Annotated in this window: 11 protein-coding genes; 2 read left to right on the top strand and 9 right to left on the bottom strand. The window is 32.9% G+C overall.

Translation table 11 applies throughout. The features are described from left to right. Positions 1-7: 7 nt before the first annotated feature. Entirely contained in the window at positions 8-1480 is a 1473-nt protein-coding gene (locus LA754_RS04100) for a hypothetical protein (protein ID WP_077190377.1), read from the bottom strand. 408 nt (positions 1481-1888) lie between these two features. Between LA754_RS04100 and LA754_RS04095 the strand changes: the two genes are divergently transcribed. Together LA754_RS04095 and LA754_RS04090 are read left to right on the top strand one after the other, a co-directional pair. Beyond that, positions 1889-2788 (top strand): DMT family transporter, encoded by a 900-nt coding sequence (locus tag LA754_RS04095; RefSeq protein ID WP_077190375.1) that lies wholly within the window; start codon positions 1889-1891, stop codon positions 2786-2788. Positions 2789-2835: 47 nt separating this feature from the next. Next, a complete protein-coding gene (locus LA754_RS04090; protein WP_457923593.1) occupies positions 2836-4143 on the top strand; it encodes a UDP-glucose dehydrogenase family protein in 1308 nt (435 codons plus the stop codon). Between the two features lie 17 nt (positions 4144-4160). Here LA754_RS04090 and LA754_RS04085 read toward each other — a convergent pair whose 3' ends face one another. From LA754_RS04085 to LA754_RS04050, 8 genes are all read right to left on the bottom strand, one after another. Further along, positions 4161-5306 (bottom strand): MFS transporter, encoded by a 1146-nt coding sequence (locus tag LA754_RS04085; protein ID WP_077188278.1) that lies wholly within the window; start codon positions 5304-5306, stop codon positions 4161-4163. 127 nt (positions 5307-5433) lie between these two features. Continuing rightward, positions 5434-6486 (bottom strand): threonine aldolase family protein, encoded by a 1053-nt coding sequence (locus tag LA754_RS04080; protein ID WP_077188277.1) that lies wholly within the window; start codon positions 6484-6486, stop codon positions 5434-5436. Next, on the bottom strand, positions 6483-7532 hold the full coding sequence (locus LA754_RS04075) for a threonine aldolase family protein (protein WP_077188285.1): 1050 nt from the start codon (positions 7530-7532) through the stop codon (positions 6483-6485). The genes LA754_RS04080 and LA754_RS04075 overlap by 4 nt, the downstream gene beginning before the upstream one ends. Continuing rightward, positions 7516-9309: an ABC transporter ATP-binding protein gene (locus tag LA754_RS04070; protein WP_077188276.1), complete on the bottom strand. Its 1794-nt coding sequence runs from the start codon at positions 9307-9309 to the stop codon at positions 7516-7518. Before LA754_RS04070 ends, LA754_RS04075 begins: the two co-directional genes overlap by 17 nt. Continuing rightward, the gene (locus tag LA754_RS04065) at positions 9310-10299 is read right to left on the bottom strand and encodes a phytanoyl-CoA dioxygenase family protein (RefSeq protein WP_077188284.1); all 990 of its coding nucleotides are present in this window, start codon (positions 10297-10299) and stop codon (positions 9310-9312) included. Between the two features lie 4 nt (positions 10300-10303). After that, complete coding sequence (locus tag LA754_RS04060) at positions 10304-11980, bottom strand: WG repeat-containing protein (protein WP_077190373.1); 1677 nt, start codon at positions 11978-11980, stop codon at positions 10304-10306. Further along, positions 11941-14268, bottom strand: a complete 2328-nt coding sequence (locus tag LA754_RS04055; protein WP_077188274.1) for a glycosyltransferase — start codon at positions 14266-14268, stop codon at positions 11941-11943. The genes LA754_RS04060 and LA754_RS04055 overlap by 40 nt, the downstream gene beginning before the upstream one ends. Beyond that, on the bottom strand, positions 14225-15178 hold the full coding sequence (locus LA754_RS04050) for an NAD-dependent epimerase/dehydratase family protein (RefSeq protein ID WP_064085777.1): 954 nt from the start codon (positions 15176-15178) through the stop codon (positions 14225-14227). Before LA754_RS04050 ends, LA754_RS04055 begins: the two co-directional genes overlap by 44 nt. Positions 15179-15271 lie beyond the last annotated feature (93 nt).

Here is a 15271-nt window from a genome sequence, read left to right as displayed (position 1 = left end):
AATACTCCTATTTGTTAACAACTGCAGCAGGCGAAATACTAACATTAGTACCCACTAACGTAGATTGAGGACCTTCAGTGCTAGCAGAGAATAAATTCAAATTTCTCGCTGACTTACACAACTCTTCTATTAAATTGCAGGAGCTAGTTGCATCTATCATCTTAGAATTCCTTGTTTTATCTAAACTATTTGCTATCCTCTCTTTTAATGATTTAAAGCTTTTGTCTGAACAACAATCTTTAGCAAACTTTAAAATACTCAAGACCAAATCAACTTTTTCACCATCGCCAGCACTTTGAGTATCCTTGCTGTTCTCCTGATCTACAATCAAATTTGAAATTGCATTTTCCATTGCAACAAAAGCAATCCTATCTTTAAAAGGATCGACAACATTTATTTTATTTTGGTTAAATACACTAGATTCCCAAAGACTGCTAATAGCTGACCTTGCTTCATTCCTGTTATCCAAGTCATAATCTTTAGAAACTACAACAAATGAAAGCGATGAGAGAAGATGTGCATATCCTCTAGGTGAAAGCATTTTCTCTACTTCAGATCTTGAACATCCCTCGCTCAAGTACTGGATAACATACTTAGTTGTGCAAAGAAAACCGTGCTCTACTAAGTAACTAAGAGGACGGTAGATCACACCCCTATCTTTCTTATTCGGTAGCCCAAGTAGTGACTTATGATCTACTTTTGCGCTTATGACTTTACCTAGAAGGGAACTTAAGGTAGAAGCAAGTTTATAGCTAGATTGCAATGGAGATAATTTTGCAATAGCAGAAACTAGCAATTTTTCTCTCTCTTCTTTCACTAATTTTTCTTCAGAACACAGACGATTATAGAAGTGTTCCACTCCCTTACTCCACTTGAAATCTACAGCCTTATTAAATCCATCTTCTGCTTCTATATTTTCTCTAAGGTTACCTGATTCTTGATCAATCCAGAAATTGAAAACAGGATCACGTCTTCCCATGGAACTTAACAATTCAACTCTTGCAAGCTTATCACTGCAAGCTAAATTCCTATCTTCCTCACATGCACCTTTATGAGATAAGTCAGATCTAAAAGACTCTAACGCCTTGTCAAGTAATTGCTTAATTTCACTCTCTACACACTCAATACATGCTATTTTATATATAGCAAATGGATTCAACACACCTGATTTAGCTAATTCTCCTACCAATTTAGCAACATCTAGTGTCGCACCTGACCAACAAGATTCATCACGAAACGCATTACATAAGAGGTCCGATTGCTCAACGGTTAGACCCTCTACTGTTACAGGGTGAGCCTTGACCCATTCCTCAATAGCTGAAGTTCTATCACCTTTAACAACATCCTTCAGCTTACTTATTACTTTGCTAGAGATAATCTCTTTATTTTTTTTAGGATCAGAACTGAGACGAGATCTTTTGCTTGGGCCTGCATTACCCTTCAAATCTTCCGTTCCACGTTTAGTTTTACTTTTTGGCATCTAATTACCTCAAAATCAAATATTCAATGAAGGTATTATACAAGCATTAGAATAATATATAAATCGAAAAATTAGTGTGCACCTAAATTTAAGCAGTAATTATAGACCTGCTGCAAAAGAGGGGATATTAAAGAGAGATGTAGCAAGAGGGAATGAGCTTAAATTATCAAATTAACGTTATTCTACTTTACCTCACTAGCATTTTCCTTACCTTGAGCCTTACTATTACTCACAAATATAAACGTTCGTTACATAGCTCTTAATATGTCTACAGAGACGAAATTTCCCGAATTATTTATAATGAACCCTTACGATCACATTCTGGGGACGTACATCAGAAAACTTTTATATTATTAGTTTTGTAGTAAAATTATATGAGTACATCGTATCTATTAAATCAGAAGCTTTATGGATTACAGATTGAGAGCTTATTTGTTTGGGGTTATCTGGTTTATACTTAGCTTACTTAGTAGTGTAGCTAATGATACTATATCAAAATATCTAAGTTTACATCTTCAGAGTTTTGAAATAATTTTTTTCCGCTTTCTGTTCACCACTATTACCCTTGTACCTTTTATGTTTTACTATGGAATAGAAACTTTTAAAACAAGTCAAATATCTACTCAAATAACCAGGGGTGGGTTGTTGTTTTGTGGAATGACCTTATGGACTTACGGGTTGACTGTTTTCCCCATAGTAACTGCAACGATTATAAGTTTTTCTATACCATTATTTGTTATACTTCTTGCAATCCCTTTGCTAAACGAAAATATAATTTGGCAGAGATGGATAGTAACTGTTATTGGCTTTGTTGGTATTGCTATTACTACCAAAGCTCATAGTGAAGATTTTAATCCTAAAATTCTTATTTTTATTGTATCTGCGTTAATCTTTGCTATATTAGACATACTTAATAAGAAACTTGTGATAAAAGAGTCAGTAATAAGTATGTTATTTTATTCAGCTCTAACGACAACTATTTTTTCTACTCCACCTTTGTTATTTTATTGGCATATGCCTTCCTTGTTGGAGTTAGTATTACTGCTGATTTTAGGAATAAGTTCAAACCTAATTCTGTTCTTCATGTTAAAAGCTTTTACTCTTACTGATGCTACTGCACTTGCACCGTATAGATACACAGAGCTAATAATTTCTGCAATAGTAACATACGTTATATTTAATGAATTACCTGATAAAAGTGCTTTATATGGTACTTTGATATTAATACCATCAACCTTATTTATAGCTTATTCGGAGGGTAAGGCAATTAAGAAAAATAATGTAACAACAAAAGTTTATAATTGTTAATGGTATTTATTTTAGATGCTAAGCTATATTTTTAAGGTGATAATAAAATGCACATAACTATTATAGGAGTAGGGTATGTAGGCTTAGTATCTGGTACAATGTTATCGGAGCAGGGCCATAAAGTTGATTGCATTGACATAAATACTGAGAAGATTGAACTTTTGAAATCAGGGAACATTCCTCTATATGAACCTGGATTAGCAGATTATTTAGAGAATAATATAAAGTCACAAAGGATAAGATTTTTCGATTCGTATTTTCAAATAAATCCCAATACAGAAGTAGTATTTATAACTGTAGATACTCCATCAGACTCCCTAGGAAATGCAAATTTACAGAATGTATATAATGCAGTAAGTGAAGTTTCTGAGAGAGTTAATCAAGATTGCTTAATAGTGATAAAGTCAACTGTTCCTCCTGGTACTGCAGAAAATATACATAATTATTTATCTAATAAGGGCTATAACTTTGATTTGGGGGTTAATCCAGAGTTTCTCAAGCAAGGCTCTGCAGTATCAGATTTTTTATACCCAGATAGGATAATAATAGGAGTAAAAACTAAGCTAGCTAGGGCAAAACTAGAAGTTATATATAGATCATTTATAGATAAGAATATTCCGTTAATAGTCACTGATACAGTTACTGCTGAAATGATTAAATATGCTTCTAATGCTTTTCTAGCAACAAAGGTTGCTTTTATCAATGAGATGGCAGGTTTATGTGAGCTATTAGGAGCAGACATTGACCTTTTAGCTAACAGTATGGGAATGGACCATAGAATAGGTAAGGAATTTCTCAAAGCTGGTCCAGGATTTGGAGGATCATGTTTTCCTAAAGATTTATCGGCCTTAATAAGGCTTGCTGAAGATCACAATGTCAAGCTACAAATTTTAAATTCAGTTAAGGAATCTAACTATAATCATATAACAAACATTGCTAAAAAGGTAGAATATGTATTAAATGGAGTCCAAAATAAAAAAATAGCGATATGGGGGCTAACTTTTAAGTCTGGTACTGATGATGTAAGAAATAGCCCAGCTGTAGATATTGCACAATTGTTAGTGAATAACAAGGCTAAAGTTACTGCATATGATCCAATGGGGATGGATAATGCTAGGCAAGTTCTAAAGGATATAGAGTACGCAGACAATGCTATAGGGGCTGCAAGGGACGCGGAAGCCTTGTTATTGTTAACGGAGTGGAAAGAATTTAAAAATCAAGATTTTGCAAGTTTAAAGAGTATTATGGCTGCACCTAATATTTTTGATTTCCGTAATTTATTAGATAGCGAGCTATTACTAAGATATGGTTACCATGTTTATTCCTTGGGTAAAAAATCTATCTACAAAGTTTAACTGTTGAGAAATTTTTTTTACACCGCTTTACTTAGTTTTTTAAGATCTTTGCTTGATAGTATGGAAAAGCAAACGAGTGCAACAACAGAGCAAATGGAAAAAAATGAAAACATAATACTGTTACCAAAGTGCTGAACAAGTACTCCTAAGAGCACGCATGAAAATATTGAACTTGCAATATACCCAAATAATCCTGTTAAGCTTACAATTGCACATACATTATTTTGTGGAGCAATTTCTACAGCTATAACACCTGTCAGTACTTGCACTCCAAATATAAAGAATCCTGATAAGATTGCACCAAGGTTCATAAGAATTATGTTTTGACCAAAGTTCATTGCAATAAAAGTGAGTGCTATACCCAACATGTAAAGTAATGCCAGCAAGCTTCTATTTTGAAAGAAGTACATATCACTAATTCTTCCTGTGATTAAAGTTCCAAGGATTCCACCTAAATCATATACGCCCGTTATTAGTGAGGATTGTACAAGAGAAATTTGTAATTTATCCCTTAAAATTATAGGAAACCAAAAGAAGATTCCCATTTTTATAATATAAGCACAAAAAGTAGCACAACATAGAAACCATATGGAACTTGTTACCTTGATACCTATTTGAGATTTCTGCACCTTATAATAGGTAGTAAAGTTGGCACTTTCTTTGTAATATGCTTTTAATATTGTATAAATTCCAAAAAGTAAGCATAAGAGACCAGAGTACAAAAATGCACTTTTTGCATCATATATTTTAATTATACTTGGTAATACAATTAAAGTAATACAAGAACCAAGTTGCTGAGATGAGCTCATAACTCCCCATGATGATGCAATTGAAGAGATGCTAGAGTTTGTAACCATAAACTTGGTAATAGCTGGCCAACCTAACCCTTGTGTCCAAGCTAATAATATTAATGTTAACAGTAATAAAGTCAGATTATTATATGATAAAGTTATACCAATGGTTAATAATCCAGTTGCAATATTGCATAGCCCAAACATAAATAATGGATTATTTTTGGAGTCCATGATTATTCCATTAACAAATTTTGATACTCCATAAAAAAAAGAAAAGCAGGCAAAAAAATAGCTTAATTTTACATGGTCAGTATCTATTAACAGTGGTAGAGCAATTGGTATACTTTGTCTTGATAAGTAAAGCAGCATATATCCACAGAAGAATAGTAAATATTGAAAGAAGACAAAGTTCATACCTATTCCCAAATAGCTCTATGCAGATGCTAGCATAATACTATATTGGTATAATATTGTTTGACAAGCAGTTTGCAAACAATTAGTGCAGAAAATTACTTAGTATCTTTCTTATAGCAGATACAGTAGTATTAATATCTTCATAGCTTATATCTCTATGTGTTATAGCTCTGATTTTACCTTTGATGTTAGCCATTCTAATTCCATAATTTTTCATTAGTACGTTTATTAATTCTTGAGTAGATATACAATTAGTAAGTAATGAAAAATACGCTATATTAGTTTTATACAGGTCGATATCAATTATAACTTGATCTATGGAGTCTAGGCCTTCTATAAGGTGCTGCATTTTTTTATGATCTTCTTCTAAAGAATTTACATTATTATGTAGAGCATATAAACATGCAGCTGAAATAATGCCAGCTTGGTGCATACCTCCGCCAATTTGAAACTTATAGTACCAAGCTTTTTCAATAAAATCTTCACTTCCAAGCAATATTGCGCCCATTGGAGCACCTAATCCTTTACTAAAATCAATGAATACCGAATCAAAATAACTTGCATACTCCTTTGGAGATATTTTAGTATGAGCACAAGCGTTGAACAGTCTTGCTCCATCTAAATGAGTGAATACGTCATTCTCTTTGCAGAGACTTGAGATCTCTTGAATATATTCTAAAGGCCACACAGCTCCACCACCAAAATTTGTCGTTTGTTCGATAGAAACAAGCCCAACTCTCGGAATATTTCTTAAACTAGGACGAGTAATAAACTCAACAATTTGTTCTCCAGTAAATATTCCTCTCGTACCTTTGATGGGCAAAGGAGTAGCATGTGCCTGGGCTGCAATCAAGCCAGATTGTACTATGAGCGGATGTGAAGTTTCATCAAGCAGCAAGTAATCACCAGGTCTTTGAATGTGTACTTTATAAGCAATTACATTGGACATCGTTCCTGAAATCAAAAAGATTCCTGCAGGTTTACCTAATATTTTACATGCGGTTGCCACTAATTCGTTCACAGTTGGATCTTCACATGCAGCTTCGTTTCCAACTTTTGCTTTAGCCATCGCTTCCCTCATTTTAGCTGAAGGGTCAGTGTTTGAATCGCTAAAGAAATCTATTTTTATTCTCATAATAAATTTAACACAACCTCCTTTATAATTTCAGCAGCTTTCATGATGTCTGTTTCCTTTGTGCCAAGGTGGGTAACTGCTCTTATATGAGACTTGAGCCAAGGAAAAAGCAATAAACCATAAGCTTGACACTTACTCAAGAAAACCTCATTAGTTACATTTAGTGCTTTTATACTAAAGCTTACTATATTAGTTTCTGGATAAGGTAGTATAAGTTTTATGTGTGGAATTTCTTTAATCTTATCTGCAAACAATTTAGCGAGCTTATTATCTTCTTTAAGCCTAGAGATATTATTCTGTAGTACGTATTTTGCTGCATTAGCACAATACCCTATCTGATGGTAACCACTACCTAGCCAAACCTGTAGCTTTTTAGCCCTTTCAATTATCTCTCTTTTACCCATAAGCATTGAACCAAAAGGAGCGCCAAGTCCTTTAGTAAAAGAAAAGCTCATTGTATCCACATATTTAGCATAATCTGCTAAAGCAATATTTGTTTCGATATGAGCATTAAATATTCTTGCACCGTCTAAATGAAGATTTACATTGTGAGCTTTTAAAAAGTTATATAACTCAACTTGTTTTTCAAAAGGATAAATTTTACCATTAAACCCATTTATACTATTTTCTATAGAAACAAGACTCACCTGAGCAAAAATTTTATACCTCGGCTTAGAATTAATAGCATATTCTACTTCATCAACATCTAAGATTCCGCTATTATTTCTAATACAATTAAATACGATATTATTTACTTTTGCATTGCCTGCGCTATCGAAAAAATTAACGTGATAATTATAATGGGTTATTAGTTCATCACCAGGACTTGTTTGGCTGGCAATGGCTAATCTATTTGCAAGCATACCGCTGGTTACAAATAATGCTTCTTCTACTTTGAATAATTGTTTGCAATATTCTGATAAGTCATTACAGCTTTTGTCTTCACCATAAGCAAAATCTCCAACAGTTGCATTACTTATTGCATATATAACGTTGGAGCTCTGCAGAGTTGTAGTGTCGCTTCTCAGATCAATAATTTTTTCCATCTTCTTTTTTGCCATTCAAACAACCAATTTGAGCATTCCAAAGTTCCTTGTAAAGACCTTGCTTAGAAACTAGCTCAGTGTGTTTACCATCTTGGACAATTTTTCCTTTGTTAAATACTATAATTCGGTCCATGTGTAAAAGTGTAGAAATACGGTGTGCTATAGTAATCGTAGTTTTATTTTTCATCAATTTAAATAAACTCATTTGAATTGTTTTTTCTGTTATAGAATCTAACTGACTAGTTGGTTCATCGAGAAATAATATTGGAGCGTTTTTTAGAAATGCCCTTGCTATTATTATTCTTTGTCTTTCTCCTCCAGATAGCTTGATGCCTTTTTCTCCGACTGTAGTTTCATATTGATCTGGTAGCGCCATAATGAAATCGTGAATACCAGCCAGCTTTGCAGCTCTCATTATTTCTTCGATAGTAGATTGAAGTTTACCATATATGATGTTTGCTAAAATAGTATCATGAAATAACAATGGGTCTTGAGGTATTACAGATATTTGTTGCCTCAAAGAACTCTGTGTAACTTCTGACACTATTTGATTATCAATCTGTATATTACCTTTTTTAACATCAAATAGCCTTAGGATTAAGTTTATAAAAGTAGATTTACCACCTCCAGAATAACCAACTAGGCCTACCTTTTCGCAAGGATTAATGGTAACTGAGAAATCTTGAAATAATGACTCCTGACCTTCATAAGAAAAAGAAACATTATTAAACGTTATTCTTCCACTTAATAAATTTAATTCTTTAGCATTTTCCTTATCTTGAATTTCTGGTACGGTATTCAAGATTGGCAATGCATCTGAAACTTTGCCGAAATGAGTAGAAAATTGGGTAAGATTCCTAGTTAGATGGTTAAGAAACTCTATAATCGATATATTAATTCCAAGTACAAGAGCAATATCTCCTATTGCGACCTTGTTCAATTGATAATCATGAATTAAAAAATACAAGTTTACTGCTTGGAGTATATCGAATGAATAGCCATATATAAACCAAAGACAAAAGTATGCCCATTGTAATTTTCTCTCTGCAATAGTTCTTTTCTTGCATATTTGAAAAAATTTGTGTCTCTCATGTGCTTGCTGAGAAAATAACCTTACTGATATAACATTTAAAATACTATCTGCTATACTAGCTATTACTTGTGAATTTTGTTTAGAGTAATTATCAGCTAGTTCAGTAAGTACACGAAAGCTGAAAATCGATACTAAAATAAAAATGCTTACCCAAGTGAATGTAGCGATTGCAAATTTTATGTTTACTAATGATAAGGTATAAATAGCTAAGACTAATGCTATGCTGTAACTGAAAAAACAATCTATAAGCAATCTTATTAACTCTATCACACTATCCATTAAGTTACTGACCTTATGTACTAAGCTTCCAGATAAATTGTTCTGATAATAGGAATGGTCTTGCTGGAGTAGCCTACAAAAAGACATATCAGCTATCTTTTGACGCATTAAGGTAAACATTCGAATGTCAACAAAATAGCCATAGAATCTAAAAGCAGTAGTGATAAGTAATGCCATACCAAGATAAGCGCTTACAGGTAATAAAAGATTTTCAATTACATTACCTTCCTGATATTTTACAGCTGTATCTAGAATATTTTTTACTAAATACTTTCTAAAAGACAAATCAACAGCTACCACCAGGGCAACTAAAGACATTATAAGTACATTAAGTTTGAATTTAGATACTATATTCAGGATGAACATCAATACACATTTGAAGCTATCAACTCTACTTCTGTTCATTTACAATGCTAGCTCCACTACGTTGACTTTTTTATTGAGAAATACAAGTAGTGAAAACCATAAATTTTTGTATATTTTTCCTGAGATGTCCCCAGCATCATGTAGTACTGATGCTTGATTTAGAATAAGCAGCTTATATAAATCTCGCTTAGCCTCAGTAGTGTCGATCTCAGAAATATTTGTAGTTGTGTCTATAATAAAGGCTAACCAGCTCTTGATAAGTTCTTCCATGTTTTTTGCTTTTATACTTTCCTGGTAGCCAAACAATGACAAGCATTCTCTCAGTATAGATTCTGTTAACTCACCACAATTGAGTATACCAAAAACTGAAGGCTGAGGTTTTGGCACATAGGGAAGGTCTTGATCTTTTATAATCCACCTTGTTACATAAGCAAATCTATCTTTAGCATCTGTATTTTTATCACTACCATGCCATAACCGTGAATCAAAAACTATCGCATCTCCTGCTGAAATAGGTAGTGACTTAATTTTGTAATTTTCTCGGTTGTTTGAGTACTGATCAAAAAAATATGGGTACCAAAAATCAACTAAAGGCTGTATTTCCCATTTATGACTGTTTTCTATAATTTGCAGTGCACCTGAAGTTTCACTGACATTATTCAAAGCTAACCAAACAGAAAAGTGGTAAGGATCATTGAAACTATAGGAGATGTCTTGATGGAAGGGAACTGCATCTATTAAATCAGCAGTTTTACATATAACATTTGATTTTTTCTGCAGTATCTGACACTGAAGTGACTTTTCAAGGTAATTTTTAATAATTTTATCTAATGCTTGAGAGATAATTCTAGTTACTTGAGATGACGTGCCCCATCTGCCGGTACAGTTTAAGTAGTCAGAAGTTGAAACACTTAGTTCTTGGGATAGCTTTGATATTTTATTTGTTATATCACTTAAAGACTGAGTTATTAGCTCTAAAGGAACCAGATTTTTGATAATAAAAAAACCATTTTTTTGTAATGTTTCCATATGATTAACACCTGACATCAATAACTGATAAGTAATCTGTTAAAGGTATAACAGCAAAAATTTTGAATCCTTTTACTTGTTTGAGTATTTTTTCCCAATCGCTTAATGTTCTTAGTTTACCTCCTGTTTCAACCATTACATTAATATCTACAGAGCCTCCAGCTGGAGAGCGGTAATCTAAAATGGTTTCTATCAATAAAATACGAGATATTCCTTTGACCAATTTTAAATAAGATAATACTTTATCATCATCATAATGCTGCAGAAAGCGGCAAAAGACACCTAATTCATAATTTGTAGCTGATAGTTCTTTCTGAGTTATAAGTTTGACTTTTAAATTTTCTACTAACTGTCTTGGCACTTTATGTTCGTTATATAGGCCTATGGAACCTTTATTGTGTATACCAGAATAAGCAAGAAATAAAGAATGTACACCAAATAGCAATATATTCTTAGCATCATCTATATTAATTCTAGAATTAAACTCTTTAGTATCAAACCTAGAATATCCTAGCAATGCTTGGTAAAACGCTATTTTCTTATTTTCTGATGCTTCTCTTTCCTTAAAAGATTCAAATGAAGAGATTGACTTCTGTTTTAGTATATCGGCAATATTTAACCAATTCTTTTCAGCGGCAACTCTTGCCCACATCGTTGCTGCTTTTGGCAAAAATGGTACTCCCTTAAAACACTTACCTTTTGATGATAGTTGCCATAAGTCCTTGTCCTTATCGTAATCAATAAACCCTATTTCCCACAACGCCCTTAACAGCCTTTCTAGATTTGGTACGATAATGTTTAACTTTTTAGATAAAATCGGCATAGTTGCAGGTAAAATATTTAACAAATCAAGTTCAATAGCAACGTTTGTTAGGTACGTTTTCCAAAAGGCTGAAAGTTCTGCAGAAATCTTATGCACTTGAGATTCTTTACCTAAATCAAAAATACTAAACTTTACATTTCCGGTAATATCGATTTGTCCTAACACGCCTTCAAAAGTTTCAACTTTTGCCATCCCATTATAGAATGCTTCTACCATTTTAAATCTCTGCTGGTAAACAGGATCACCATTAATATCTATATGAAACCAACCATGTTGATCTTCTGCAATAGAATATCCTTTATGAAAAACATTAAGTTTTTTATACCATTTATTATGTACTAACTTTCCATGATGATTAATATGTGTAGCTTTGCCATCCTTATAGACTACAGCGATACCATCCTTAAAATCTCCAACATAATCATATTCCTCTTGATAAATCCTGTTGCCATTTAAATTAATATGAAAACATTTATCATGTCTTCTAACTACACAAGCATCTTCCTGATAATTTCCAATCCATTGATACGACTGTTTGTATACTCTACATCCAGATGAATCAATATGGTAACACCCTGTATCATCTTCTACGGCCGCTCTATTAAAGTAGAATCCAAAAGTTTTTAGAAATCTATGATGATAAACTGCTTCTCCTCTCACATTGATATGATAAGCGCCTATCTGATCATAAACCGGTGCAAGACCGGGCTCATGAAATTTACCAACCTTTATAAACCTATTTTCATACAAAGGATTTCCTAGCAACTCGTGAAACCTCTCACACGGTGAAATTTTAATAGATCTAAGATTATCTTTGATTAATTGATCAAAGGTTTTCTCATGTTGCATGTTTTGCATAATTTATAATTTAAATAATTCTTTTGTAAGCTTAGGTACTCACTACTCTGCCATATTTCCTCGAGTTTAACCTCATTAACATTACCAAAATTTCCTAATGTCTTACGGAGTTCATCTGGAGCACAGCAAGGACTAAACTTTCCTTCATTGTTTATCCATGCTTCTTTACCTAAAAATGGGCATTGACCACCTGGAGCCAAATCCTTAATACCTTCTTGAGAAAGGATTGTGAAATTTTCTAATTTTATCTTTTTACCATTTGGTAATAGCATATTATCTCTAAGCTCATATAACCTTCTCACCTCTGTATTCCATCTACTAATTGCTAACTCATCTCTTCTCATAGATAGATCCTTAATTTCCTCAAAATGTGCCCAAAGATGATGTCCTTTGACTCTATCTATGCCGTTCTTTATGGCCATCTTAACTATGTCATAGAGTTCATGTAAATTACTTTCCAAAAATGTTAATTGTAAAGTAACGGTACACCTTTCACCTGTATCGCTAAAGTATTTATCTCTCACTTCAAGGAAAGTTTTTAAATTTTCTGTCACTACTTCCCATTTTGAACCTTTCATGATTCTTTCATGAGTTTCTTTAGTTGCCCCATTCCAGGAAATCTTAACATCAGATAAAATTGGTACCAATAGTTCAGCCCATTTTCTAGCTCCTTTAATAGGAAAAGAACCATTAGTTGTTAGGTTAAGCTTCAAACCAAACTCATGGCACAAATTGATTATTTCATCAAAGCTTTTGTACATTAAAGGCTCACCCATAGTAGAAGGAATGATTTCCTTTAAAGGTGTGCCAGCTGCTTCCTTAATTACTTTTCTGATAGTTTCTATCGACAATATCTTAGGTTTTATTCCTTTAGCTTTCTTTTCTTCTTTAACTTTGCTGTATGGTGAAAAACATTCGCACATTATACAAGCAAAATTGCAGTAATCTGGATTAGTATCAAAAGTAATTCTCCAAGGACCGGGTTTCACAGCTACTGATTTGCCTTTCTTTTCAATAGCATTACGGTAAATCTTGTTAAGTTTCTCAGTATGCTCACTTATAGAAGGTATATTTCCATTTTCAGTATAAGGATAGCCTTTTTGGGTAAGTTTATTGTATAACTCCTGATTTGTAGATAGGACTTGCATTTTTTCTGACAAACTACTTGCATCTCTGTGCTTAAATAATAGTCCATCTCTTACATATTCTGCCATGCCACCATAATCGGCTGTTATAACTGGTATTCTAAGTTGCTGTGCTTCATGTATTACTAACGGTGAATTTTCACCCCAAATTGAAGGAACGACTATTGCGTCAACTTTATTAAATACGTCAGTAACTATATTCTTATTATCATAACTTCCCACCCACTCTATTCTTTCTTTAACAACAGGTGAAAACTGATCGGCAATCGCTTTTAAAGCTTTAGTTTCTTCTCTTGCTGCTCCCCAAATTCTAAGTTTTGCTTGAGATGATAAGTGAGAAAAAGCTTTCAATAATAGATCAACACCTTTTTCGGGAGTATGAGTACCAATATAACCGAAAATAAACTCTTTTTCTTGTGCTCTATTTCTATTCTTAAGACGATTGAGATCAAAACCATAATCAAGATAAGAAATTTTGTTTATCGGAACATTAAAATCCTGAGTAAATTTGTCCATCAAGAATTTCGATGGGGAAATAAAGTAATCTATATAGTCTATTATTTTCCTTGTGTGCTTCATTCTAGTTGCAACCCATTGTTCCCAATAATTTATGTCTAAATTCAGGAATTCTTCATCTCCTGTAAAATATCCTTTGTAACATTGGGTTGCACATTTTTGATCCTTTTGTCCATCACAAAGCCGTAACAAATCTTCAGAATTGCGTTGAATAAACCTTCCTCTTGGACACATTAACCAAAAGTCATGTAGCGTAAAAATTGTAGGTATATTTTCTTTAAAAGCAATTTCTGGTAAAGTAATTGATAGATGATTAAGATGACCAAAATGTATAAGATCTGGCTGAAAGTTATCTATTACTCTTTTAAATTTTATATCTACTTCTTCATTAATAAATTTGTAACGATATTTAGCTGTGGGTATATTAATTAAATGCAGTAAGATTCGGGAATCACTACAATCTAGGACTGTAGTGTAATAAAAATCAGGTAAAAAGCTATTTTCATACCTAGTAAATACTTGTACCTCATTGTTATTTGCTAGTTCATGAGCAAGAGTTTGGCTATAAACCTCTGAACCAGCACTATAATAAGGAGGGTAACCATGAATAACTTTTAATATTTTCATATATTACCATATCTATATTGTTAGGATATTCTTGTGTATTGTTTTGTAGACTTTTTATAAATTTACTTAATCCCACTTCTAATGAATGCTTTGGAGACCAACCAAGTAGCTCTTTAGCTCTAGTAAAATCACCATAGAACTTAGTTACGTCAAAATTTCTTGGAGGATAAAAATCAATTCTAGAATCACTTTTCGTGACTTTTAATATTGTTTTTGCTAAGTTTTCTAAAGTACATGGGCTATTAGTAGTAAGATGAATAGCAGGAAGAGAAGATTTTTCACTTTGTAAATATTTAACAGTTAAGCATATACCCTCTATAACATCATCCAAGTAGGTAAAATCAAAAACGCATTCTTTACCTTCTATTTTAATTGGATCACCTCTTAATGCATTAATACAGAGTGCGGGAATTACTCTACTGTTATGATCTAGCAAACCACCGTATACATTTGAAAAGCGTAATATTGCTACATTAAAATCTTTTAAACTTGTTATTTGCTTCTCAATAAATGCTTTACCTTTGGCATAATTATTTATTGGATTGATACTAGCAGATTCTGTAACCGGCAGTTCCTTCTGCTCTCCATAGACTTCCCTACTACTTGCATATATAAACCACGGTTTATTTGGAAGTGAATTACATAACCCTAAAAACTGCATTGTACCATCAACATTAATTTTTTGACACAGTTGAGGATAAAGTTCACCATGTATAACTCGAGAAATTGCAGCCAGATGAATAATTCCTGTACACTGAGCAAGTAGTGGTACTATATCTTCTGAAAAAAAACTGAGTGGATTGTTACGAAACCTAATATCGCAGCTTATTACTTCATGTCCCTGGTTTTCTAACTTTTTCACCAAGGTTGAACCTATCAAACCTGCAGCACCTGTTATTAATATCCCCATGTATACCCTCTCACTACAACTAGGAAAATTTGTCGTACCAATTATCTTACAAGTAAGAATTAAAAGGCATTATAAAACCAGTATAAAACAAAT

The organism is Wolbachia endosymbiont of Muscidifurax uniraptor (genome assembly GCF_054149795.1).
Note: the sequence above shows the minus strand (reverse complement) of the source record. Positions and strands in the feature narration are given on the sequence as shown.